Source organism: Kitasatospora sp. NPDC048194 (assembly GCF_043202455.1).
Taxonomy (GTDB): domain Bacteria; phylum Actinomycetota; class Actinomycetes; order Streptomycetales; family Streptomycetaceae; genus Kitasatospora.
Genome location: NZ_JBIDAK010000016.1, coordinates 104,469 through 127,801, shown reverse-complemented (window position 1 = coordinate 127,801; position 23,333 = coordinate 104,469). Strand labels below are relative to the sequence as shown.

21 protein-coding genes and 1 pseudogene are annotated in these 23,333 nt (G+C 75.5%); 9 read left to right on the top strand and 13 right to left on the bottom strand.

All coding sequences use genetic code 11. From position 1 onward, the window contains the following. Nucleotides 1-19 precede the first annotated feature (19 nt). Nucleotides 20-193, bottom strand: a pseudogene (locus tag ACGF07_RS20815) (pyridoxamine 5'-phosphate oxidase family protein); the annotation flags it as partial. Between the two features lie 18 nt (nucleotides 194-211). Between ACGF07_RS20815 and ACGF07_RS20810 the strand changes: the two are divergent. Next, nucleotides 212-601: a nuclear transport factor 2 family protein gene (locus tag ACGF07_RS20810; RefSeq protein ID WP_392900918.1), complete on the top strand. Its 390-nt coding sequence runs from the start codon at nucleotides 212-214 to the stop codon at nucleotides 599-601. Here the strand turns inward: ACGF07_RS20810 and ACGF07_RS20805 are convergent. Then, nucleotides 525-1,469, bottom strand: a complete 945-nt coding sequence (locus tag ACGF07_RS20805) for a hypothetical protein (protein WP_392900915.1) — start codon at nucleotides 1,467-1,469, stop codon at nucleotides 525-527. The two genes, ACGF07_RS20810 and ACGF07_RS20805, sit on opposite strands and share 77 nt — an antisense overlap. Nucleotides 1,470-1,772: 303 nt before the next feature. Here ACGF07_RS20805 and ACGF07_RS20800 point away from each other — a divergent pair, with 303 nt between their 5' ends. Then, nucleotides 1,773-2,012 carry a hypothetical protein gene (locus ACGF07_RS20800; RefSeq protein ID WP_392900912.1) on the top strand — a complete coding sequence of 80 codons (240 nt, stop codon included), beginning with the start codon at nucleotides 1,773-1,775 and terminating at the stop codon, nucleotides 2,010-2,012. Nucleotides 2,013-2,028: 16 nt separating this feature from the next. On the opposite strand, the gene ACGF07_RS20795 is transcribed toward ACGF07_RS20800, so the two are convergent. From ACGF07_RS20795 to ACGF07_RS20780, 4 genes are all read right to left on the bottom strand, one after another. Further along, entirely contained in the window at nucleotides 2,029-3,126 is a 1,098-nt protein-coding gene (locus tag ACGF07_RS20795) for a hypothetical protein (RefSeq protein WP_392900909.1), read from the bottom strand. Then, the gene (locus tag ACGF07_RS20790) at nucleotides 3,123-3,389 is read right to left on the bottom strand and encodes a hypothetical protein (protein WP_392900906.1); all 267 of its coding nucleotides are present in this window, start codon (nucleotides 3,387-3,389) and stop codon (nucleotides 3,123-3,125) included. Before ACGF07_RS20790 ends, ACGF07_RS20795 begins: the two co-directional genes overlap by 4 nt. An 81-nt stretch (nucleotides 3,390-3,470) precedes the next feature. Continuing rightward, nucleotides 3,471-4,685, bottom strand: a complete 1,215-nt coding sequence (gene fabV / locus ACGF07_RS20785) for an enoyl-[acyl-carrier-protein] reductase FabV (protein ID WP_392900903.1) — start codon at nucleotides 4,683-4,685, stop codon at nucleotides 3,471-3,473. Between the two features lie 245 nt (nucleotides 4,686-4,930). Then, entirely contained in the window at nucleotides 4,931-5,989 is a 1,059-nt protein-coding gene (locus ACGF07_RS20780) for a hypothetical protein (RefSeq protein WP_392900900.1), read from the bottom strand. A 185-nt stretch (nucleotides 5,990-6,174) separates the two neighbouring features. Between ACGF07_RS20780 and ACGF07_RS20775 the strand changes: the two genes are divergently transcribed. Next, nucleotides 6,175-6,621 carry a universal stress protein gene (locus ACGF07_RS20775; RefSeq protein WP_392900897.1) on the top strand — a complete coding sequence of 149 codons (447 nt, stop codon included), beginning with the start codon at nucleotides 6,175-6,177 and terminating at the stop codon, nucleotides 6,619-6,621. A gap of 117 nt (nucleotides 6,622-6,738) precedes the next feature. On the opposite strand, the gene ACGF07_RS20770 is transcribed toward ACGF07_RS20775, so the two are convergent. Continuing rightward, on the bottom strand, nucleotides 6,739-7,122 hold the full coding sequence (locus tag ACGF07_RS20770) for a hypothetical protein (RefSeq protein WP_392900894.1): 384 nt from the start codon (nucleotides 7,120-7,122) through the stop codon (nucleotides 6,739-6,741). A 146-nt stretch (nucleotides 7,123-7,268) separates the two neighbouring features. Between ACGF07_RS20770 and ACGF07_RS20765 the strand changes: the two genes are divergently transcribed. Continuing rightward, nucleotides 7,269-7,679 carry a YybH family protein gene (locus tag ACGF07_RS20765; RefSeq protein ID WP_392900891.1) on the top strand — a complete coding sequence of 137 codons (411 nt, stop codon included), beginning with the start codon at nucleotides 7,269-7,271 and terminating at the stop codon, nucleotides 7,677-7,679. Between the two features lie 106 nt (nucleotides 7,680-7,785). On the opposite strand, the gene ACGF07_RS20760 is transcribed toward ACGF07_RS20765, so the two are convergent. Next, nucleotides 7,786-8,193 (bottom strand): hypothetical protein, encoded by a 408-nt coding sequence (locus ACGF07_RS20760; RefSeq protein ID WP_392900888.1) that lies wholly within the window; start codon nucleotides 8,191-8,193, stop codon nucleotides 7,786-7,788. 232 nt (nucleotides 8,194-8,425) lie between these two features. Between ACGF07_RS20760 and ACGF07_RS20755 the strand changes: the two genes are divergently transcribed. From ACGF07_RS20755 to ACGF07_RS20745, 3 genes are all read left to right on the top strand, one after another. After that, a complete protein-coding gene (locus ACGF07_RS20755; RefSeq protein ID WP_392900885.1) occupies nucleotides 8,426-8,911 on the top strand; it encodes a hypothetical protein in 486 nt (161 codons plus the stop codon). Nucleotides 8,912-8,926: 15 nt separating this feature from the next. Beyond that, the gene (locus ACGF07_RS20750; protein WP_392900882.1) at nucleotides 8,927-13,798 is read left to right on the top strand and encodes an HAD-IC family P-type ATPase; all 4,872 of its coding nucleotides are present in this window, start codon (nucleotides 8,927-8,929) and stop codon (nucleotides 13,796-13,798) included. A 148-nt stretch (nucleotides 13,799-13,946) separates the two neighbouring features. Next, nucleotides 13,947-15,695 (top strand): cytochrome bc complex cytochrome b subunit, encoded by a 1,749-nt coding sequence (locus tag ACGF07_RS20745; RefSeq protein WP_392900880.1) that lies wholly within the window; start codon nucleotides 13,947-13,949, stop codon nucleotides 15,693-15,695. On the opposite strand, the gene ACGF07_RS20740 is transcribed toward ACGF07_RS20745, so the two are convergent. Next, nucleotides 15,658-16,056, bottom strand: a complete 399-nt coding sequence (locus ACGF07_RS20740) for a cytochrome c oxidase subunit 4 (RefSeq protein WP_350745548.1) — start codon at nucleotides 16,054-16,056, stop codon at nucleotides 15,658-15,660. The genes ACGF07_RS20745 and ACGF07_RS20740 overlap by 38 nt on opposite strands. Next, nucleotides 16,053-17,792 carry a cytochrome c oxidase subunit I gene (gene ctaD / locus ACGF07_RS20735; protein WP_350745550.1) on the bottom strand — a complete coding sequence of 580 codons (1,740 nt, stop codon included), beginning with the start codon at nucleotides 17,790-17,792 and terminating at the stop codon, nucleotides 16,053-16,055. Before ctaD ends, ACGF07_RS20740 begins: the two co-directional genes overlap by 4 nt. 281 nt (nucleotides 17,793-18,073) lie before the next feature. Here ctaD and ACGF07_RS20730 point away from each other — a divergent pair, with 281 nt between their 5' ends. After that, on the top strand, nucleotides 18,074-18,442 hold the full coding sequence (locus tag ACGF07_RS20730) for a DUF488 domain-containing protein (protein WP_392900875.1): 369 nt from the start codon (nucleotides 18,074-18,076) through the stop codon (nucleotides 18,440-18,442). Between the two features lie 120 nt (nucleotides 18,443-18,562). Here the strand turns inward: ACGF07_RS20730 and ACGF07_RS20725 are convergent, their stop codons facing one another. Then, complete coding sequence (locus ACGF07_RS20725) at nucleotides 18,563-19,606, bottom strand: homoserine dehydrogenase (RefSeq protein ID WP_392900872.1); 1,044 nt, start codon at nucleotides 19,604-19,606, stop codon at nucleotides 18,563-18,565. Nucleotides 19,607-19,794: 188 nt separating this feature from the next. Between ACGF07_RS20725 and ACGF07_RS20720 the strand changes: the two genes are divergently transcribed. Continuing rightward, the gene (locus ACGF07_RS20720) at nucleotides 19,795-20,325 is read left to right on the top strand and encodes a DUF1360 domain-containing protein (RefSeq protein WP_392900869.1); all 531 of its coding nucleotides are present in this window, start codon (nucleotides 19,795-19,797) and stop codon (nucleotides 20,323-20,325) included. 71 nt (nucleotides 20,326-20,396) lie between these two features. Here the strand turns inward: ACGF07_RS20720 and ACGF07_RS20715 are convergent, their stop codons facing one another. Further along, nucleotides 20,397-20,837 (bottom strand): hypothetical protein, encoded by a 441-nt coding sequence (locus ACGF07_RS20715; RefSeq protein ID WP_392900866.1) that lies wholly within the window; start codon nucleotides 20,835-20,837, stop codon nucleotides 20,397-20,399. Next, nucleotides 20,834-23,308 carry a molybdopterin oxidoreductase family protein gene (locus ACGF07_RS20710; RefSeq protein ID WP_392900863.1) on the bottom strand — a complete coding sequence of 825 codons (2,475 nt, stop codon included), beginning with the start codon at nucleotides 23,306-23,308 and terminating at the stop codon, nucleotides 20,834-20,836. Before ACGF07_RS20710 ends, ACGF07_RS20715 begins: the two co-directional genes overlap by 4 nt. Nucleotides 23,309-23,333 lie beyond the last annotated feature (25 nt).

Here is a 23,333-nt window from a genome sequence, read left to right as displayed (position 1 = left end):
GGCCCGGGCGGCGCCCGGATCACACCAGCCAGCGGCCGTCGCGCATCAGCTCCCGCCCGCGCAGCTCGTCCGCCTCCCGCCAGGCCTGGATCCGGCGCGGGGTGATCCGGAACCAGAGGTAGGAACCGGCCGAGGTGCGCGGGTCGAAACCGGTGCGGGCGGCGAACCGGTCCCCGGTCCGGTCGGGCCGCGCCGGTTCGAAAGGCGGGCCGTGCTCGCTGAGCGGTTCGAGCAGATCGGCACCCACTCGCCGCTGGAGCTGCGGGCGCGGAACGTGGTCGTCCGGGAGACCGACGACCCCGAGGTGATCGTCGCCGAGTACGACTACCGGGTGCTCAACCGGGGCACCGGGCGCACCGTCGAGGCCGCCAACATCCAGGTGCTGCGGGTCCGCGACGGGCTCATCGTGCACAGCCGGGACTACCACGACCACCTGGCCCTCGCCGTGGCCGCCGACGGCCTGCCCAGCTCGTCGCGGCGCTGGAGGCCGGGTGGCGGCGCTGGAGGCCGGGTGGCGGCGCGCCTCAGGCCAGGCCCTTGGCCTGCCAGTACGCGAACCGCTGGAGCGGGTCGCCGTCGAGCGACCACGGCCAGGCGGTGACGGTGTCGCCGATCGCCTGGAAGGTCTCGCCGGCCTCGCGGACCCGACCGGCCTGGACGAGGGCGTAGGCGAGCAGGTTGAGGTCGGCCAGCGCCGCCGCGTGGCGCAGGCGGCCCTGGCGCGGCCAGACGTTCAGGGCCGCGTCCAGCGCCCCGGTGGCCCGGACGTGCGTCCACTGGCGGCGGGCCATCAGTCCCTCGACGCCGCCCTTGGCCGTCGTCCGGGCGTACTCGTCGACCAGGGCGGTCAGCTCGACCCCCACGACCGGCGCGGCCGGTGGCATCGAGGCCCGGAGCGAGTCGACGAAGTCCAGCTGGCCGCTGCGCGAGCCGCACTCCTCCGGCGACAGGTACCGCAGCATCTGCAGGCAGGCCTCGCGGTTCCACGGGTCCCGCGCGGCCACCTCCGACCAGACGGCGAACACCTCGCGCGACTCGGCCCGGATCAGGCGCAGCATCGCGAGCAGCACCACCCAGGGTCCGGGGTCGGCCGGCTCGGCGTCGGCGGCCCGGTAGCACTGGTCGGCGGCGGCCCGGGCGTCCTCCATGCGCCCGGCCTGCCGGCCCCGGACCAGCTCGACCCAGGCGTCGAAGACCAGCGCGTCGGTGCTGCGCTGGCGGCGCCGCCGCCAGGACCGGGCGAACGCGGACGGCGCGGCCGCCTCGGCGAGCACGGCGAACCGGTGCCCGCGGCGGTCCCAGTCGGCACCGGCCTCCTGGAGCAGCCGCTCCACCTGGTCGATCTGGACGTCGTCCACCCCCAGCCGCCCGGTGGACTGCAATTGCCGCCGCACGCGGCCGAGTTGGACGTCGTCCAGCTCCGGCCGCAGACGCGGCCCGGAAGCGCGGAGCCTTCGGAATATCGACACGCGCCGCAGCGTAGGACCCGGGAGGGAATTCCGGATAGCCCCCGGAGTCAATCGTTATTCAAAAAACGACAGCCGGACGCTGCGGCCTTTTTTCGAGAAATGTGATGGTGCATCAGTAACAAGCGCGGTCCGGGCGGGAATTCCCCCCACCCGCTGCCCTGAGCACCGGCACCCGCCCGCCGGGGCGCGAGGAGGCCGGGCGCGGTGGGCAGGCTCAGCGGAGCCGGTGTTTCGTCCCCGGAGGATCGGTCAGGCGCACCTGCCGGGGGGACCGGAAGCGGCCCGGAGAACGAGGGAGTCGGCATGCCGAACGAAGGTGATCCCCCGGCCCGGCGATTCGCGGCCACGTCGTTCGCCGGGCTGTTCGCGCTCACGGCGGTGGTGCTCGCGGTCCTCGCCGGCGTGGGCAGCGACGACACGGAGACGACCGTGTACTGCGCCGCGGCCGCGCTCCTGTTCGCGCTCCTCGCGCTCGGCACCGCCGTCGAGCGGGTGGTCGTCCGCCGCCGGGCCCGGAGAGCGGACGATCGGGCGGACAGCTGAGACCGGCCCGACCGCGTCAGGATCCGTCCATCCGGCCGCCGCCGGTGGCACCGTCCGCGGCCGCCACCCTGTCCTCCGCTTCCCGTAGCCGCCGGGCCGTGTCGGCGACCCGGGTGGCGGCGGTGTCCCGCTCGGCCTCGCACCGGGCGAGTGCGGCGGCCGCGGCCTCGCTGCGCTGCTGCGCCTGCCGGAGTTCGGCCCGCACCTTCTCGACGCGGTGGTCGGCCCGCTCGCGGTCGGCGGCGAGCTGCTCCGCCCGGCGCGTCAGCCGGTCATGGTCCCGCACGGCCGCCCGGTGCTCCTGCTCGGCCTCGGCCCGGGCGGCTCGGGCCTGTGCGGCTTCAGCCTGTGCGGCTTCGGCCCGGGCGGCTTCGGCCCGGGCACGGCGGCGGGCCTCCTGGTCGGCTGCCGACCGGTCCGGTTCCTCCGCACGCGCCTCCCGCGCCGGCCGGGGCCGGGTCGTTCGCCCGCGCTGCTGCTCCGGCTGCGGCTCCGGCCCCGGCTCCGGGGCCACGGCGACGTCCGGCAGCGCGGGCAGGCCCGAGGTCTGCCGGATGCCGGTGGTGAGCCGGCCGGCGGCCAGTGCGGCCGCCGCGCCCTCGTCGGCGGAGGCCGCCCGCAGGCTCTCCTCGATCTCCCGCAGCTGCCCCTCGGCCAGGTCGACGCCGCCGGCGGCGGCCGCTTCGCGGGCCCGGGAGGTCAGCGCCGTGACCACCCGGTGGCGTCGGGCGGACAGCTCCCGAAGGCTGGGCCCGGCCAACTCGGCCTGCGCCCGCCGCAGGTCCCGGCCCAGGTCGAGGTACGCGCCGAGCTCCGCAGCGTGATCGCGCGCCAACCGGTTGAGGGCGTACGCGGCGACCGTCGGCCGGTGCAGGCCCTTGATCCGGGCGGCGAGGGCGCGGTCCCCGGCGCGCCGGGCGTCGGCCGCGGCCTGGTCCCTGGCCCGGGTGAAGGCGGAGGGCGCCAGGCCGTAGAGGCCGTCCGCGGCGGTGTCGAAGTCCCCACCCGCCCCACCCGTCCCGCCCGGCGCGTCCGCTCCGTCCGCTCCGCCCGCTCCGCCTGTTCCACCCGCTCCACCCGCACCGCCCGGGCGGGCCCGCGGCCGACCGCTCACAGCGCCCGGAGCGCCGCCTCGCAGGCGCGGCAGCGCCGGTCCGCGAGCGGGAGCGGGTACCAGGGATCGCCGGGGCGCATGGCGCGGTAGTGGGAGTGCTCCATCTCGTCGGTGTCGAGACCGCACAGCGTGCGTTCCAGCGGGTCCTCGGGCGCGTCGGGGTCGGCGCCCGCGGCGTGCACCGCGAGCACCACCGGCTCCACGCCGTCCGGGCCGAGGGCCTCGTCCTGCTCCAGCTCGAACAGGACGATGATCGATGCCATGAGTCGAGGATCGGCCGGTCCCGCTCCCACCACACGCCGGGTGGGCCTTCCGGGGGCCTCGGACCGGCGCCAACAGCCGCCTCAGCGGGTGTGGTCGGGCCAGGGGACGTCGGTGGCCACGGCGGCGGTGTAGTCGACGCCCGGCACGGAGAAGCCGTACAGGCGCTCGACCTCGGCGCGGAACCATTCCAGGTCCGCGAGGCCCGCGACGGTGGCGGTGGTGGCGGCCTCCCAGCGCTGCGCGACGGCCGCCTGGACGTCGTCGGCGAGTTCCCAGCCGTCCAGCCGGATGCGCCCCTCGTCGTCCGTGGCGAGCGGGGCCGCCCCCGTCAGCTGGTCCCACAGCTCCGCCAGTTGACGGATCGGCGGCACCACACCCGCACCGAGGACACCGCGCAGCAGCCCGGTGTACAGGGCAATGCCCGGGATGGCGGTGGAGGACTGGGTGACGGCGGCGCCGTTGACGGAGGTCACGGCCCGCCCGCCCACCGCCGCGCCGAGGCGCTCGTTCAGGCTGCGCGCGGTGGCCTCCAGGTGCGCCTTGGCCGCTCCGATGGTCCCCTGCCGGTAGATCGCCGCCGTCAGCGGCGAGCCGATGTACGTCAGCGCCGCGGTGGTGAAGCCGGCGGCGAGCAGGCCGCGGCCGGCCAGGTGGTCGATCCAGCGCTCCCAGTCCGCGCCGCCCATCACGGCGACGGTCTGCTCGACGTCGTCGCCCCCGGCCGGTGCGGTCTCCACCTCCCGGACCTCCGGAGCGCCCCGGTCGTCGAAGACGAGGGTCTTGGTGCGGTCGGCCCGGCCGATCGGCTTGAGGACGGAGGCGTACGTGGTGCCGGTGGCGGGGTCGGTGCGGCGGGGCGCGGCCACGGAGTACACCAGGTAGTCCAGGCTGCCGCCGAAACGCCGCTCGATGAGGTCGGCGACCTGTTCCTTCGTCGCGTCGGAGAACGCGTCGCCGTTGAGGAAGACCAGGTCGCGCCCCTCGGCGCGGGCGAGCTCGGCGGTGGCCGCGGTGCGGTACCACCCGGCGGTGGCGGTGCGCCGCTCGGTGGGGGCCTTCTCGAAGGACACCGCGATCCCGCGGATGCCGGCGCGCTTGAGTCCGGCGAGGGTGGCCGCGAGGCCGTACCCGGCGGAGGAGCCGATGATCAGCGCGACCGGCCCGGCGCCCTCCGGCACGCCGGTGGGCTCCGGGCAGGAGCGCCACATGTCGGCCACCAGGTGCCGGCAGCCCGCGGGGTGGGAGTCGAGGAAGAGGAAGCCCCGGTTGCGGGGGTCGATCACGCGCTCGGTCACGGTGGCGGTCCTTGGGTCGGTCGGCGGTGCGACGACCGGTCGGCCGCCGCGCCCTGCCAGTCTGTTGCCGTCGTGATCAGGGCAGGACCGGCGCCGGGGACAAGGATCGCCAACCGATCTTGGAGTGTTCCGCCAGGTCCGACGACCGGGTGGCGACAGCCGCCCGAGGGGGCTCCCGGTGGCGCGGGTCGGCGCGCTCCGGTACGGGACTGCGGCGCCGCCGCCCCCGTACCGGCCGTCGGGCCTCAGGCGTCGACCACCAGCGTGAGCACCAGGACGGCCTCCAGCTCCGGGTGGTAGCGGTAGTGCAGGGTGACCGGCCGGTGGTGGCGCTGCTTGGGGTTCAGCTCGACGACGTAGTCCTCGGTGGAGGCGTCCGGGCCCGGGCTCGGTCGGCCCGACCGCGGCGCCCCGGTCAGCTCCTTGCAGGTGAGTTTGACCGAGCCGAACTCCACCGGGCGCAGTACGTTCCAGATCTGGTCCCCGGCCTGGTCCGAGAGGGCGACGAAGACGTCACCGCGCTCGCCCTGGCCGGCCTGGATCCTGGCCCGCAGTTGGGCCGCGGACTCCTCCGGGGAGAGGAGGCCGGGGACGCCGGACCCGTCGGCCGAGTCCTCCTCGGAATCCTCGGAATCCTCGGAGTCCTCGGACTCGTCGAACTCCTCGAGTGCCAGGTCGACGTCGACGGCGAACTCCTCGTCCACCTGCTCCCGCAGCGCCAGCAGCATCCGCCGGGCCTCCTCGGCCCAGGCGCCGCCGAGCTCGTGGAGGTGCTCGGCACGGGCCAGCTCGTTCTCCCAACCGTCGTTCGCCAGGTCCTCGCGCCGGATCACCTCCGCGGCCTCGTCCCGGAGCTCCGGATCGGTCTGGGCGAGGGCCAGGGCCGCCGTCCAGCGCAGTTGGGCGGCGCGGTACCGCGAAGGCTGACCGGTCTGCGGGTCGGCTATCGCGCCGCGCAGTGCGCCGACGGCCTCGTCCCGGTACTCGGGCCCGAGCGCGGCGAGCGCCAGCGCGGCCTGGATCCGCTGCTCGTCGAACGCGCCCGTCGCGCTCGCCGGTCCGCGCAGGCGCTCGGCCACGGCAGCACGGTGCGGTGCGGCGTAGTCGGCCATCGCCTCGGCGATCTCCTCGGCCCACGGCAGGGAGAGTTCCCGGTCGAGCAATGTGCGGGTCGCGGACTCCTGCTCCTCCTCACCGGCCCGGCCCAGCGCCCGGACTGCCGCCGCCACCTCCGTCCAGGGCGTGGCCGCGTCCCCTACGGTCCGGCGCAGGGCGGCCGTGTCGCGGACGGTGGGTCGATCCATTGCTGCTCCTTCACTCGGTTGCGCGCCGCAGTCTAGGAGCAGCCGCCGACAGCCGGGCCCGTCACCGCTACGGCCGACGGACCGCGGATTTCCCGGCTGCGTCACCCGAGTGCCGGACCGTACTGGCAGCAGCCCCGGTCGGCCCGCACCGTGGTGGGAGAGCGATGACCGACAGGACGGTACAGATGGACGCGAACGACTCGGTTCCCCGTGTCGTGGTCGGCGTGGACGACTCACCGGCGTCACACGCCGCGCTGCGCTGGGCGACCCGACACGCCCAGCTGATCGGCGGTGTGGTGGAGGCGGTGGGCGCATGGGAGCCGCCGAGCCACTTCGGCTGGTCGGCGCCCGTGGTGGACCACACCTTCGACCGGGAGCTGGCGGAGCGCCGGTTCGCCGACGGACTCCGAGCCGCGCTCGACGGGGAGCAGCCCGTCGAGGTCCGGCAGGCGATGGTGATGGGTGATCCCTCCGACGTCCTGCTGGACGCGGCCCGGGGCGCCGAGGTGCTGGTGGTCGGCAGCGACGGCCGCGGCGGGTTCACCCGGGCGCTGCTCGGTTCGGTGAGCACGCGCTGTGCGCAGCACGCCGGCTGCCCGGTGGTCATCGTCCGCGCCAAGCGGCAGGACTGAGGCCCCGACCGCCGGGGCTCCGCACAGACAGGGCTCCGTACCGTCAGGGCTCCGTACCGTCAGGGCCGCGCACCGCCGGGGCTCCGCACCGCCGGTGCCGCTGACGGCCCGGGCTCCTCACGGCTCGGTCGGCTCGCCGGTGTCCCCGCCCCGGACCGCCGGTCCGCCCTCTGCGGGCAGTTCGCGCACCGGGAGCCCGGCGGCGTCGCGGCCCGGCCCCGCGCAGGCGCACAGGACGGCGAACGAGACGGCGAGCGCCAGCGCCCAGCCGCCGGTGAACGCCCAGAACAGCGGCTCCGCGGACGCCCGCAGGCCGACCGCCAGCAGGGCCACGGAGACGGTGATCAGCGCGAGCACGGTGCGCGGCCGCAGCCCGCTGGTGACGTCCCAGGCCCGGCTGCGCAGCCGCAGGCAGAACCGGCGGACCGCGGTGTCCGGCCGGTGGCCGCTCCGCCGGTCGTGCTCGGTGCTCAGCGGCGGTATCGGCTCCTGCCGGTCCATCGTTGGTCGTCTCCTCGTGCGGCCGTCCTCATGATCCGGCGGGCGGTTACCCCGGAAGAAGGCTTCCTAACGCCACGGGACGGCCCGGGGGCGCGGCCGGGGCCCTGCCGTTGCGGGGAGGGCGCGGGCGGCGCAGCATCCTGACCATGGCCACGAGCGACGAGAAGCAGATCGAGGACCTCATCCGGAGCTGGGTCGCGGCCGTGCACGCGGGCGATCTCGACGGGGTCGTCGCCGACCACTCCTCGGACATCGTCATGTTCGACGTGCCGCCGCCCTATGAGGGCGTCCTCGGCATCGACGCCTACCGGGCCGCCTGGCCGCCGTTCTTCGAGTGGCAGGCGCAGGGCGCCGTCTTCGAGCTGGAGTCGCTCCGGGTCACCGCCGGCGCGGACGTGGCCTTCGCCCACGCCCTGCTGCGGTGCGGCACCCGGCAGGACCTCGGCGAGCGGCCGGCCCAGCGGCTGCGGCTCACCGTCGGGTTGCGGAAGGAGGGCGGACGCTGGCTGGTGGCGCACGAGCACCACTCCTTTCCGCTCCCGGGCACCGCGCGGTGAGGCGGGGCCCGGCACAGGCCGGGCCGGGGCCGTCCGCTCGGACGTGGCGCGAGGCGGACCGGCCCTCAGCCGGCCGGTCCGCCGCGCGCCCTCGGAAGGGGTGGTCTCAGTGGCCGAACAGGTGCCGGCCGTGCCGCCGCCCCGCCTCGCCCGGTACGTCGCCGGCCCGGCCGCCCTGTTCGGCCGCCCGCTCCTCCGGCATCACGGGAGCCGTCCGCGCCCCGGTGTCGCCGAACTCCGGCCGCTCGGCCGGCTCCGCCGGGCGGACGCCGCGGTAGGTGTGGCGCCCCGCCGCGCGGGCACGCCGCCGCCTCGGCCACATCAGGGCCAGGCCCAGGCAGAACAGCAGGGCGAGGGCGACCCCGGACAGGAAGATCCCGAGGCTGTCGAGCTTCACGAGGTCGTTGCCGAGGATCGTGACCTGGTACTCCGGCCCGCCGGAGAGGTTGTCGGCGATCAGGAGCCCGATGAAGGCACCGGACGCCGCCATCAGCAGAAGTCCTAGCAGCAGCATGGGAATCAGTCCTCTTCCGTCCCGGTCTCGGCCCCCGGTGTCGCGGCCGCGCCTACCCGGCGGACCCGACTCGTAACGTCCGGTCCGGACGGGCCGCGCGGACCGACGGAACCGGGCGGACCATGGAAGGACGGGCCATCGCGGAGGAGCACCTCGCGCGGACTGTTTGGCCCGATCCGACCGGGCATACGCCGGACAGGTCCTGGACCGCTTCGAACCGGACGAGACGATCATGAACGAGCATCCATCCACCACGACCGGCCCCCCGCGGCCGCCGTCCGGGCCGTCGATGCTGCTCCACCCGGTGGGCACGGTGACCGCCACCGTCCACCGGGTGCCGGGCGCGGACGCGGTCGGCAGCGCCGTCAACGGCGTGCTGGACACCGTCGGTCTGGTGTCGCCCCGGGCGCGCCGCATCGCCGCCTACGCCGGCGCCGGGCTGCTCGGCGCGCTGGGCGCCGTCGAGTGGCCGGTGGCAGCCGCCGGTGCGGCGGCCGTCTGGCTGACCCAGCCGCGGCCCGCGGCCGCCGAGGAGGCCGCGGCGGCCTCGGTCCGGTCCGGCCCGGGGAAGACCGCCTCCGGCGGCCGGAGCCGGACCGCGACCAGGAGCCGTACGACGACCAAGGCGTCCGGGCCGGCCGGAACGCCCTCCGGCCGTTCTACCACCCGCGGCGCGACTGGCGGAGCGCCCCGGCGCCGCACCGGTCCGGCGTCCTGAACGGCGGGTGCCCGCATGCTTCCGCGTCTGCTCACCAGGCTCTCCGCGACCGGCGCCGGGCTGGCGCTCGCCGTGCCGACGGCGGTCGTCCGGCGGGCCGTCCCGGTCGCCCGCACCGCCGCGCAGGCGGCGTCCGAGGCGGCCGGGGCCGGGGTGCGCACCGGCGCGCACGGGGCCGCGGAGGCGATCGCCACCACGCGGCGGGTCGGACGGGTGGCCGTGAACGCCGCCGAGGCCGGCCGGGGCTACTGGCGGGCCGGCGCCCGGCTGCAACTGCCGCTGCGGCCCGGACCGGGTGCGGCCGGCCGGGCGCGGAACGTGGAGGCCGCCGCCCGCAAGGTCGCCGTGGCGCTGGCCCGCCGGCCGGACGTCATCGCCGCCTACTGGGACGGCGGCCTCGCCCGGCTGGTCGTGCAGCTGACCGAGGACGCCGTCACCGACCGGGTGGTGGGCCGGGCCACCGAACTCGCCGCCCGCGAACGGTTGGAGGCGGCCGGCGAGGAGTCGGACGAGGAGACCCTGGAGTCGGCCCACCCGGACCGCATCGGCGGCGTCCGCACCCAGGCGTTCGGCCTCGCCTGCGACGCCGTCGGCCTGGCCACCGCCGTCGGGGCGCGGACCGTCCGCCTGCGCAGCGCCCCCCGGCTGGTCACCGCGGGCGCGGGCCTGCTCTGCGAGGACCCGGACGTCCGCCGGGAGCTGCGGCGCCGCCTCGGGAGCACCACCACCGACCTGGTGCTGGCGGCCGCCGGAGCCGCCGCCCACGGCATCGGGCGCTCCCCCACCGCGCTGGTGCTGGACGCGGTGCTCCGCACGGGCCGCCTGCTGGAGGCGGTCGGCGCAGCGGCCGCCTTCGACCACGCCCACGACACCGTCTGCGCGGCGGGGCGGGTCAGCGTGGCGCCCGACCGGACCGCCCGGCCGCCGCTGCGCCCGCTGCCCACCGAGGAGTACGCCGGGCAGGCCGTGGTCGGCACCCTGCTCGGCGCCGCCTCCACCGCGCTGATCACCCGTGACCTCACCGAGACCGCCGAAGCCCTGGTCGCCGGGAACCCCAAGGCCGCCCGCTACGGGCCGGACGCCTTCACCGCCGTGGTCGGCACCGAACTCGCCCGCGAGGGCGTGCTGGTCCGCAACCCGGACCGGCTGCGGCGCCTGGAGCTGGTGGACACCGTGGTCCTGCACCCCGACGCCCTGCGCGGCAGGGCGCGCACCGTCCTGCACGTCAATCCGAACGCTCCCGACTGGGACCACGACCGGCTGTGGCTGGCGGCCGCCGCCGCGCTCGGCACCGCCGGCACCCGCGCCGGGCCCGCAACCGTCGGCGAGCCGGAGACCCGGGCCGCCGCCGGGCCCTCCGCCCCGCCCGCCGCGGAGTCCGGGACGCGGACCGGCGCCGACCGCGCACGGATCCACCTGCGGCCCGTCCCGGACCAGCGCGGCTCCGACACCGGGCTGATGATCGCCGGCGCCGACGGGGCCGACGTGGGCACCGTCCTGATCGGCCGTGAGATCGACCCGCGCGCCGAGGCCGCCCTGGACGCGGCCCGGCGGGCCGGGCTCCACGTCGTCCTCGCCGACGACGGAACGCTCGGCGACTTCGGCGCCCTTGCCGACCAACTGGTCGGCATGGAAAGGCCGTTGGCCGAGGTCGTGACCGAACTCCAGCGGGACGGCCACGTGGTGCTCACCGTCGCCCACGTCCCCGCCGGCGACGGCCGGACGCCCTCCGAGGCCGCCGGTGAGGTGCTCGCCGCTCTGCTCCGCGGCGACCTCGCCGTCGCCGTCACCGACGACGACAGCGCGGTGGTGTGGGGGGCGGACCTGCTGGCCCTGCACGGACTGGACGCGGTCTGGCGGCTGCTGGCCGCCATCCCCGCCGCCCGGACGGTGGCACGGCACTCCACCACCCTCGCCGAGGCCGGCACCGCCCTGTCCGGCCTCTTGGTCGTCACCCGCGGCAGACGGGCACGCGGCACCTTCCCCGTCGCGGCCCGCCTCTCCCCCGTCAACCTCGCGACGGCCGCCGCGCTGCTCTCCGGCTGGCGCGCCGCACTGCGGGTCTCCGTCCAGGGCGCCCCGCACCCGCCGCCGCGGACCGCCTGGCACGCGCTGCCGCCGCGCGAGGCGCTGGCCCGGTTGCGGGCGGTCGGTGCCCGGCCCGCCCCTGCCGCGCTGCGCACGACCCGGGACGCCGTGCGCCGGACGGCCCGGCACCCGGCGTTCGGCCCCGCCCGCCAGGCCTTCCAGCTGGCCGGGGCGGTGCGCGCCGAACTGGACGATCCGCTCACACCGGTCCTGCTCGTCGGCGCGACGGCCTCCGCCCTGCTGGGCTCGCCGGTGGACGCCCTGCTGGTGGCCGGGGCCATGGGCATGAACGCGCTGGTCGGCGGCGTGCAGCGGCTCCGGGCCGAGAATGCCATCTCCGCGCTGGAGATGGCGCAGCGTCAGGTCGCGCACCTGGTCCGGGACGAACGGGCCCAGGACGAACGGGCCCAGGGCGAGCGGACCCGCACCGTGGACGCCTCCCGGCTGAGGCCCGGTCAACTGATCGAGCTGAACACGGGCGAGGTGGTGCCCGCCGATGCCCGGCTGCTCGACGTCGACGACCTGGAGGTCGACGAGTCCGCCCTGACCGGCGAGTCGCTCCCGGTCACCAAGCAGGTGGACGCCACCCCCGAGGCACCGGTCGCCGATCGGCGGTGCATGGTGTTCGAGGGCACCACCGTGGTGGCCGGGCAGGCCCGGGCCGTCGTGGTCGGCACCGGGCAGGACACCGAGGCCGGCCGCGCCGCCCACCTGGCCGCCCGGACACCCCCGCCCGGCGGCGTCCAGGCCCGACTGCGCCAACTGACCGACCGCAACCTGCCGTTCACCCTCTTCGGCGGCGCCGCCGTGGCGGTGCTCGCCCTGCTCCGGGGCCGCCCCGTCCGCGAGGCCGTCCAGGGCGGGCTCGCGGTCGCCGTGGCCGCCGTGCCGGAGGGGCTTCCGCTGGTGGCGACCGTCGCCCAGCTCTCGGCTGCCCGCCGGCTCAGCCGGCACGGACTCCTGGTGCGCACCCCCCGGGTGCTGGAGGCGCTCGGCCGGATGGACACCGTCTGCTTCGACAAGACCGGCACCCTCACCGAGAACCGCCTGCGGGTCAGCAGGATCGGCACGGCGGACGGCCGCCTGCACCCCGCGGACGCGCCCGAGGCCGAAGCCGTCCTGCGGATGGCCGCGCGGGCCTGCCCGCCGCCCGACGACGGACCGGTCGCCCACGCCCACTCCACCGACGAGGCGGTGCTCGCCGCCGCCCCCGAACCGGCCTGGACGCCCGCCCAGAGCCTGCCCTTCGAGGCCAGTCGCGGCTACGCCGGCGCCACCGGAACGGACCAGGACGGACACCGGCTGCTGGTGGTCAAGGGCGCGCCGGAGGTCGTCCTGCCGGCCTGCACCGACGCCGGGGCCGACGCGGGCGCGACGGTCACCGCGCTCGCCGACGAGGGCCTGCGGGTGCTCACCGTCGCCGCCCGGGAATGGGACGGCGACGAGCAGGCCCTCGACCTGCCGCTGGGACGGCTGCGCCTGGTCGGGTTCGTCGCGCTGGCCGACACACCGCGCGCGGGCTCCGCGGCCCTGATCGACGGCCTGCGGCGGGCGCAGGTGCGGCCCGTCATGCTCACCGGCGACCACCCGGCGACCGCCCGGGCGGTCGCCGTCTCGCTGGGCTGGCCGGAGGACGTCGAGCTGGTGACCGGCGAAGACCTCGCCGCCCTGGACCGGGCCGGACGGGCCCGGCGGCTGCGCGACTGCGGCGTCGTCGCACGGGTCGCCCCCGAACAGAAGCTGCAGGTCGTCGAGGCGCTCCGGGAGGCGGGCCGGGTGGTGGCGATGGTCGGCGACGGCGCGAACGACGCCGCCGCGATCCGGGCGGCCGACATCGGCGTCGGCGTCGCCGCCCGCGGTTCGGCGGCCGCGCGCAATGCGGCCGACCTGGTCGTCACGGGCGACGAGCTGACCGCGCTGACCGACGCCGTCGCCGAGGGGCGTGCGCTGTGGCGCAGCGTGGCGGACGCGATCAGCATCCTGATCGGCGGGAACGCCGGTGAGATCGGCTTCTCCGTGCTCGGCACGCTGCTGTCCGGCAGCGCACCGATGTCGACCCGGCAGATCCTGCTGGTGAACCTGCTCACCGACATGTTCCCGGCGATGGCGGTGGCCGCCACGCCCCGGGACACCGACAGCCCGGCCGACCCGGCCGACCCGGCCGAGCGCGGCGGCGCGGACGCCGCGGAGGGCGCGGACGCCGCGGAGGGCGCGGACGCCCCGGAGGGCGCGGACGCCGCGGAGGGCGCGGACGCCCCGGAGGGCGCGAACGCCCCCGACGGCCCGGACACTCCCGACGGCGCGACCGGTGCGGATCGCCCGGAGGCGCCGGACGGGCCGTCCGAGGGCGCCGTCCCGTCGGCCTCGGAGGGCATCTCGGCGCTCGGGGAGCCGCTGAGCCGGCAGATCCGCCAGCGCGGCGCGGTCACCGCTCTCGGCGGGGCCACCGCCTGGCTGATCGGCACCGCCACCCCCGGCTCGGCGCGGCGCACCAGCACCATGGCCCTGTGCGGCGTGGTCGGCGCCCAGCTCGTCCAGACGCTCAGCGACCGGCGCAGCAGCGGGCTGGTCGTGGTGACCGTCCTCGGTTCCGCCGCGGCCCTCGTGCTGCTCGTGCAGACCCCCGGTGTCAGCCGGTTCTTCGGCTGCACCCCGCTCGGGCCGGTCGCCTGGGCGGGGGTCGCCGCCGCCGTCGGTGTGGCCGCCGTGGCGCCGCGCCACGTCCCGTCGGTGGAGCGGTTGTTGGTCCGCACCGCGGCACGCGGGGCGGCCGCACTGCGGCACCGGCGCGGAGGCTGACCGCGGGCGGCCCGCCGGGCCGGGCGGGGGCTTGCGCACCCGGGCGCACCCGGGCCTTGCTCCGATGGGGTTGCTCCGCCCTCGCGCGGAGGGAGGATCGCGCGGACCTGCACGCCCGGAACGGGCGTTTCGCACTAGGTTGCCCGCTATGGACGGAAACCAGGGTAGCGACACGTCTCCGGGTGGCCTGCCGGACTCCACCGCGCGGACGGGCCCCGGGCGACCGCCGCTCGGGGAGCGCGCCGCACGGGCCCTCGACCGGCGGCTCCCGCTCATGGAGGCGGGCAAGGAGCTGCTGCGCAAGGCGTTCCCCGACCACTGGTCGTTCCTGCTCGGCGAGCTGGCGCTGTACAGCTTCGTCGTGCTGCTGCTGACCGGGGTCTTCCTGACCCTCTTCTTCGATCCGAGCATGAGCGAGATCGACTACCACGGCTCCTACCTGCCGCTGCGCGGGGTCCGGATGTCCGAGGCGTACGCCTCGACGCTGCGGATCAGCTTCGAGGTGCGCGGCGGCCTGCTGGTCCGTCAGATCCACCACTGGGCGGCGCTGCTGTTCATCACGTCGATCTGCGTGCACCTGCTGCGGGTGTTCTTCACCGGTGCCTTCCGCCGCCCGCGCGAGCTGAACTGGGTGATCGGGGTCACGATGTTCAGTCTGGCGCTGCTGGAGGGGTTCTCCGGCTACTCCCTGCCGGATGACACCCTGTCGGGCACCGGGCTCAGGATCGCCGAGGGCGTCCTGCTCTCGGTGCCGGTCGTCGGCAGCTACCTCGGTTTCTTCGCCTTCGGCGGCGAGTACCCGGGGCACGTGATCGTCCCGCGGCTGTTCACCCTGCACATCCTGCTGGTGCCCGGCGTGCTGCTGGCGCTGGTCGGGGCGCACCTGACGCTGGTGGTGGTGCTGAAGCACACCCAGTGGGCGAAGCCGGGGCGGACCAACCGGAACGTGGTGGGCCAGCCCTTCTTCCCGCAGTTCCTCGCCCGCACCACCGGCCTGGCATTCACGATCGCCGGGACCCTGGCGCTGTCCGCCGTGTTCGCGGAGATCAACCCGATCTGGCGGTACAGCTCCTACCGGCCCGACATCGTCGGGGCCGGGGCCCAGCCCGACTGGTACATCGGGTTCATCGAGGGGGCGCTGCGGCTGATGCCGGCCGCGGAGACCGGGGTGGCGGGGCACACGGTGTCGTGGAACGCCTTCGTCCCCGCCCTGGTGGTCCCCGGGCTGCTGTTCGGGGCGCTGTTCGGCTACCCCTTCCTTGAGCGCTGGCTCACGCCCGACGGCGGGGAGCACCACCTGTGCGACCGGCCGCGCAACAAGCAGACCCGCACCGGGCTGGGGGTGGCCGGGATCGTCTTCTACGCGGTGCTGCTGATCGCCGGCGGCAACGACGTGATCGCGTACGGGTTCGGCGTCTCGGTGAACGCGCTGACCTGGGTGCTGCGGGTGTCGGTGTTCGTGCTGCCGCCGCTGTCCTTCATGGTCACCCGGCGGCTCTGCCTGGCCCTCCAGGCCAGGGACCGGGCCCGGCTGCTGGAGGGTGACGAGACCGGCCGGATCGTCCAGTCCAGCTACGGCGGCTTCGTCGGGGGCCACCGGCCGGTCTCGGCGGCCGAACGCTACGCGATGGTGGTGCGGGAGGAGCCGCTGCCGCAGTCGCCGCCGGTGGACGCGCCGCGGACGGAGCGGGTGCGGGCGGCGCTCGGCTCCTGGTACTACGGGGACGGGGTCGCCGTGACGACGCTGGAGCAGGAGGAGCGCCGGGTCGAGGCCGTCCTGACCGCGCCGGAGCACCCCCGGCCCGAGGAGCCGGCCGGCCCGCCCCGGGGCGGGGTGCTGGGCCGGCTGCTGCGCCGGGTCAGTCCCCGCCGCCGTGGTCGCGGTACTGGAAGGTGAACCCGAAGACGGCGACGGCGAGCACCAGCCCGCCGACGACGAGCAGCCACCGGGCGTAGACCAGGCCGAGCGCGAAGACCGTGAGCCCCGCCGCGGCGAGCACGGGGTAGCCGCTGCGGGGCGGGAAGAAGCCCAGCGGACCGGTGGCCTCGGCGACTTCGGCCTCCTTGCGGTCCTGGGGCCGGCCGCCGCCGTGCCGCTGGTGCTGGACGAACCAGAACAGCGTGACCAGCCCCGACATCAGGAACGCCACGGTCAGGATCGCCTTGCCGGCCGGTTCCCGGGCCCAGAACCCGTAGATCAGCCCGGTCACCGCGAAGAACACGGTCATGATGCCGAACAACCGGCCCTCGTTCTTCATCGCCCGCCCTCCTGCCCGTCCTGGCCCTCCGGGGCGCCCTGGCCGCCAAGTGCGCGCCGGCCGCCGTACGGCAGGTCGGCTCCGCCGCCCGGTCGCTTCTCCGTGCCCACTTCCGGGTGGTGCAGGTCGAACGCCGGTGACTCGGAGCGGATCCGGGGCAGCGCGTGGAAGTTGTGCTCCGGGGGAGGGCTCGACGTAGCCCATTCCAGTGACCGGCCCCAGCCCCACGGGTCGTCCTGGCCGACCGGCGTGCCGTGCCGGGTGGTGGTCCAGACATTGTAGAAGAACGGCAGGTTGGAGACCCCGAGGAGGAACGAGCCGATCGTCGCGAGCACGTTGAGGGAGGTGAAGCCGTCCACCTCGAGGTAGGTCGCGTAGCGGCGCGGCATCCCCTGGGCGCCGAGCCAGTGCATCACCAGGAAGGTCGCCTGGAACCCCACGAAGAGGATCCAGAAGTGCACCTTCCCCAGGCGCTCGTCGAGCATCTTCCCGGTCAGCTTCGGCCACCAGAAGTAGAAGCCCGCGAAGGTCGCGAACACGACCGTCCCGAACAGGACGTAGTGGAGGTGGGCCACCACGAAGTAGCTGTCGGTGACGTGGAAGTCCACCGGCGGAGCGGCCAGCAGGATGCCGCTCAGCCCGCCGAACAGGAAGGTCACCATGAAGCCGATCGACCAGAGCATCGGGGTCTCGAACGACAGCGAGCCGTTCCACATCGTCCCGACCCAGTTGAAGAACTTCACCCCCGTGGGCACCGCGATCAGGAAGGACATCATCGAGAAGAACGGCAGCAGCACCTGCCCGGTGGCGAACATGTGGTGGGCCCACACCGACATCGACAGGGCGGTGATGGCGACGGTCGCGCCGATCATCCCGTAGTACCCGAACACCGGCTTGCGGCTGAAGACGGGGATGACCTCGGTGACGATCCCGAAGAACGGGATCGCGACGATGTACACCTCGGGGTGGCCGAAGAACCAGAACAGGTGCTGCCACAGCAGCGCTCCGCCGTTCGCCGGGTCGAAGACGTGCGCCCCGAGCTTGCGGTCCGCCTCCAGCATCAGCAGGGCGGCGGTGAGCACCGGGAAGGCCAGCAGCACCATGATCGAGGTGAACAGGACGTTCCAGCTGAAGATCGGCATCCGGAACAGGGTCATGCCGGGTGCCCGCAGGCAGGTGATGGTGGTGATGAAGTTGACCGAGCCCAGGATCGTCCCGAGGCCGGCCACCACTAGGCCGAGCGCCCACAGGTCGGGGCCGGTGCCCGGCGCGTGGGCCGGACCGTTCAGCGGCGCGTAGGCGAACCAGCCGAAGGCGGGGGCGCCGTAGGTGGTGAGGAAGCTGCTGAGCACCATCAGCCCGCCCAGCAGGAAGGCCCAGTAGGTGAAGGCGTTCATCCGGGGGAAGGCCACGTCGGGCGCGCCGATCTGCAGCGGCATGATCGCGTTGGCGAAGCCGGCGAAGGTGGGGGTGGCGAACAGCAGCAGCATGATCGTGCCGTGCATGGTGAACAGCTGGTTGTACCGCTGGTTCGTCAGGAAGCCGGTGTCCGGGCCCAGCAACTGCGTCCGCATCAGCAGCGCCATGAGGCCGCCCGCCAGGAAGAACCCGAAGGCCGTCGCCAGGTACAGGTTCCCGATCACCTTGTGGTCGGTGGTGAACAGCCAGCGCAGGAGCGTGCTGCCACGCCGGACCCGGACCTGGGCGCGCGACGGCGCGGTGTCGGACGCAGTCATGAAACCTCCGCAGCGGAGCCGATGACGCGCCCCGCGCCGGCGCCCCGGGTCGTCGTCCTCCACGGAGTACACGGCTTCGCGCGCCGGGAGCGACCCTAGCGTCGGCGGCCCGGCGCGCCGGGGCGCCACGCTGCGGTGCCGGCGCCGCCGTCGCCGCCCGTCCCCCGTCCGAGTGCGGATCGTCGCGGCCGGGGCACACCCTGGTGGGGGGCGCGCGTCGTCGCCCGGCGGCGCCGCTCGCCGCCCGTCCCCGCAGCAGGCCGAACCCAGAGGAGGCCGCCATGGCCGCATCGATCGCCTACCGGCGGATCTACGAGGAGGCCTCGCCCCAGGACGGGCAGCGGATCCTGGTCGACCGCGTCTGGCCGCGCGGGATGCGGAAGGAGGACGCGCACCTGGACGAGTGGCTGCGCGACGTCGCGCCGTCGACCGGGCTGCGCCGCTGGTACGGCCACGATCCTGACCGGTTCGCCGAGTTCCGCCGCCGCTACCTCGCGGAGCTGCGCGACGCCGAACACCGCGAGGCCGCCGGCCACCTGCGTGAGCTCGCCGCCCACGACCGGCTCACCCTGCTGACCGCCACCAAGGACCCGGAGCACAGTCAGGCGGCCGTGCTGGCCGAGTGGCTGGCGAGGAAGGCCGAGCGGTGACCGCCACGCTGCCGAAGGCCCGGCGGCCGACCGATCGCGCCGTCGGCCCGGGTCCTCGACGCCCCCGGCCGCCCCTCGGCCGGAACCCCGCCGCAGGCGGCCCGCTCCGGGCCGCGCGGCTCAACCGAAGCCGAACGGGCGCGGAGCGGTCACGTCGAGGGTGTCCCGCAACAGGGCGAGCGCCGCGCCGAGCGGGCTGGAGCGGCCGCCGCTGACCGTGATGTCCCCCGCGTCGGGGCAGCCGTAGACGACGGCCTTCTCCGGTCCGGTGAGCGCGTGCAGCGGGTCGCCCGGCACCGTCCGTTCCAGGCGGACCTCGACGGTACGGGGGCGGTCCGCGCTCGCGGTCGCCACGGCTCTAAGGCGGAGTCCGCGGGCCGCCGCGGCGACCGCCTCCCGGCCGGCCTGCTCGTCCACCGCCTCGGTGCTGACGTGCACCGTCGACGGGTCCCAGCCCCACAGCAGAGCGGCGAGCAGTCGGACCTTGGTGGCCGCGTCGGCGCCGGAGAGGTCCGACGAGGGATCCGCCTCGGCGATGCCGCGGACCTGTGCTTCGCGGACCGCCTCCTCCAGGGACTCACCGGCCGCCAGGCGGTCCAGGACGAAGGTGGCCGTCCCGTTGGGACAGGCCCGGATCGACCGGCAGCCCAGACCGCGCACCCCGGTGCGCGCCAGGTCCGCCGTCGGGAGGGCGGCACCGGTCGCACCGGAGATCCTGATCAGGCTGCGGCCCGCCCGCGCGGCTTCGCCCAGCTCCCGCCAGTGGCTCAGCAGGTGGCTCTTGGTCGCGGTGACCACGTGGACCCCGCGGCGCAGCGCCAGGCCCGCCTCCTCGGCGGCCTGCTGCCGTGCCCGGGGCGAGGAGGGGAGCGCCTGGACGAGCACCCGCGCACCGGTCCGTTCGAGGACGTGTTCCAGCGGTTCGAGCGGGGCCCAGTGGGAGCGGTCCGGGACGGCGTCCCCGCCCCGGAGCACGACCTGCGCGGATCCGACCCGCACGGCCGCGAGCGTCGGCCGCACCCCATGGGCATCGGCGAGCTCGTCACCCCGGGCGCCCAGCCGCTCCGCGTAGGCGCGGCCGACGGGGCCGTAACCGCAGAGGAGGACGGCCGGAGCATCGACCGGTCCCGGTGGCACGGCGGTCTTCGCGTGGGAGGACGACATCCCGGCAGGATAGGCGCTGGGCCCCGGAGGTCCCACCCCCGGGGCGGCCTCCCGCCCGCTGCCGCGCAGCGCCGCCGGGGGCCACGTATGGGCCGGGCCGGAGCGGGCACACGCGGGTGCGACCATCCACTCCCCCAGGGAGGCCGTACCGGTGGTGCCGGTCCTCCCCCCGGACTCCGGAGCCTGCCATGACCGACCGGGAAACCCCCACCGGCGACGACCTCGAAACCGCGGTGCGCCGGGAGCGCGAGGCCTACGAGCCGGACGGCGAGCAGCCGATCGCCGGGTACCTCGCCGCCATGGCGGTGTACCTCGGCAGTACCGGGGCGTTCGCCGCGCTCGCCCGCCGTACGGGGCGGCCGCTGCCGCAGCCCGGCCCCTGGGACGTGCTGCTGACCGCGGGCGCCGTGCACCGGCTGTCCCGGCTGCTCACCAAGGACCCGGTGACCAGCCCGCTCAGGCTGCCGTTCGCCCGGTTCCGCGGCCAGGCCGGCCCGGGCGAGCTCACCGAGGAGGTGCGCGGCCGGGGTGCGCGGCGCGCCGTCGGCGAGCTGATCACCTGCCCGTTCTGCACCGGTCTGTGGGTCGCCACCGGGCTGACCGCGGCCTCGGTGCTGGCGCCGGGGGCGACCCGGCTGGTCTGCTCCGGGCTGACGGCGCTCACGGCGGCCGATCTGCTGCACTTCGTCCGGGCCGGCCTCCAGAAGGCCGTCGAGTAGGCCCGCTCCGGTCCCTGGGCGAGGGTCCCGCGCCCTGGGCGAGGGTCCTGCGCCCCGGGTGGGGAGGTGTCTCAGACGCTGCTGAGCAGTTGCGGGGCGAGGGTCTTCACCATGGTGTTCGTCCAGCGCATCTGACGCAGCGTCTGCGGGTGGCACTGCGCGGCGAGGGCGAGCAGCGCGGTGTCCCGGGTGGCCTGTGCGCCCTGGGCGAGCATCTCCCAGTACAGCGAGTTGCCGGTGGCGCCGAGATGGAGCTCGCGCAGGTCGTGGAGCAGGAGCAGCCCGGGTTCGGGGCGGCGGCCGAGCGCCGCGGCGGCCTTCTCCCCGAGGCGGCCGATCGGGCCGGGGGTGGGGATCCGGCGGCTGTGCTCGCGCGACCAGTGGGCGAGGTCGGTGGCCACGTGGTGGACCTCGGCTTCGGCGCTGTGGCGCTGCGCCGCGGCGAGCAGGTCCCGCTCCAGGCGGCGTTCGCCGTCGTGGAGCGCGCGCAGGGTGAGGGTGATGCCGCTCATGGCCGGTCCTCCGCGGGCTCGGTGTGCTGGGTGGCGAGCGCCGTCCGGCCGCCGGTGGTGGGGGCCGTCAGGGCCGGGTCGGCGGGGGCGGAGGCGGTGGTGGTGGGCGCGGGAGCGGGGGTGCCGTCGCCGCGTTCGACCAGGGTGATCCGGGCGGCCGCGGTCTTGAACAGGGGCTGCTTGGACACCGGGTCCCAGTCGGTGACGGTCGTCTCGTTGGCCGCCCGGCCCGCCTCCGGCCCGGCCGGGCGGTCGCCTCCCGGTGCGTCCCAGTAGCCGTAGTGGAAGGGCAGGAACACCATGCCGTCGCGGATGCCGGTGATCCGCAGCCGCCCCCGCACCGAACCGCGCGGGCTGGTGACCTCGACGAGGTCGCCCTCGCCGAGGTGCCGGGCGAGCGCCTCGACCGCGGACAGTTCCACCCACACCTCGGGCGCGGCGGCGGCCAGTTGGGGGGCGCGGCCGGTCTTGGTGCGGGTGTGGAAGTGGTACAGGGTGCGGCCGGTGGTCAGTTGGAGCGGGTACTCGGCGCTGGTGTCCTCGTGCGGGGGCAGGTACTCGGCCGCCTTCAGCACCGCCTTGCCGTCGGGGTTGAGGGCCCGGTACTCGGTCTCCGAGACGGAGGCGCCGGTGACCAGGTCCCTGCCGTAGCTCTCGCAGGTGTCGGGGGCGGCCCAGCTGATGCCGTCGGTGTAGAGCCGTTCGGTGCCCTCGGGTGCCTCGTCGGTGCAGGGCCACTGGATGCCGCTCGCGCCGCGCAGTCTGCGGTAGCTCAGGCCGCTGTAGTCGCAGGGCCGGCCGCGGCTGCACGCCTTCCACGCCTCGAACGCCGACTCCGGGTCGTGCCAGTGGACGAGGGGGCCGCCGTCACGGTCCCGGAAGTCCATCCGCCGGGCGTAGTCGAGCAGGATCTCCAGGTCGGGCCGGGCCTCGCCGGGCGGGTCGACGGCCTTCTCGGAGAGGTGGACGGTGCGGTCGGCGTTGGTGAAGGTGCCGGTCTTCTCCGCCCAGGTCGCGGCCGGCAGGACGATGTCCGCGAGCCGGGCGGTCTCGGTGAGGAAGAGATCCTGGACGACGGTGAACAGCCGCTCCTGGCCGAGGACGTCGCGGACGCGGTGAAGGTCCGGCAGGGAGACGGCCGGGTTGGTGCCCGAGATCCAGAGCATCCGGATGGAGCCCTGCTCGGCGTAGCGGAAGATCTGCATCGCCGGGGTGGGCGGCGCGTAGTGCGGGATCCGCTCGGGTTCGACGTTCCAGATCGCGGCGAGGTCGGCGACGTGCTGGTCGTTCTCCCAGTTGCGGAAGCCGGGGAGGTCCCCGTTGGCGCCGAACTCGCGGGTGTTCTCGGCGGTGGGCTGGCCGTTCATCTGGAGCACCCCGCAGCCGGAGCGGCCGAGCATGCCGCGGATCAGCTGGAGGTTGTTGACCTGGCAGGCGGCGGCGGTGGCCTGGTGCGACTGGTAGACGCCCTGGAGCACGGTGGACAGCAACCTCTGCGCGCCGCCGATGAGTTCGGCGGCGCGGCTGATGTCCCGGGCGGGGACGTCGCAGATCGATCCGGCCCAGCCCGGTGTGCAGCGGGCGACCCGCCGGGCCAGCTCGTCGAAGCCGACGGTGTGGCGTTCGACGAAGTCGCGGTCGATCCGGTCGGTGCGGATGATCTCGTGCAGCAGCGCGTTGAGCAGGGCGACGTTCGTCCCGGCGCGCGGGGCGAGGTGGACGTCGGCGCGGGCGGCGACCGGGGTGGGGCGCGGGTCGACGCAGACCAGTCGGGGCGGCTCGGGGCCGGCCAGCCGGTCGAGGACCCGCATCCACAGCACGGGTTGGGTCTCGGCCATGTTGTGGCCGAACAGCGCCAGGGTGTCGCAGTGGTCCACGTCGCCGTAGGAGGCGGGCTGGCCGTCGCAGCCGAAGGTCTCCTTCAGTGCCTCGGCGGCGGTGGAGGTGCACAGCCGGGTGTTGCCGTCCAGGTGGTTGGTGCCGATGCCGGCCCGGGCCAGCACCGCGAGGGTGTAGTACTCCTCCAGGAACAGCTGCCCGGTGGTGTAGAAGCCGATCGAGCCCGGTCCGCGGTCGCGCAGCAGTTGCCGGGAGCGGGTGACCACGGCGTTCATCGCGGTGTCCCAGTCGGTCTCCACCAGCCGCCCGTGCTCGCGGACCAGCGGGCGGGTGAGGCGGTCGGCGGCGTGGTTGGCCTGCCAGCCGAACAGGTCCTTGGGGCCGAGCCGGCCCCGGTTGACCCGGTCACCGGCCCGCCCGCGCACGCCGACGATCCGGCCGTCCAGGACGGCGACGTCCATGGCGTCGCCGTTGGAGTGCAGCAGCGACGCCGTGCGCACCCACCGCTCGACCCGGTCGGCGGGGACCCCGGGCTCCAGGAAGGTGTCGACCCGCGTCGGCCACCGGCCGCCGGGGCCGTAGGGGGTGCGGTCACCCCACGGATCCGCGATCCGGTCCACTCGCTCACGCATCTGCGGCCTCCGCGCGCCGGTGGGG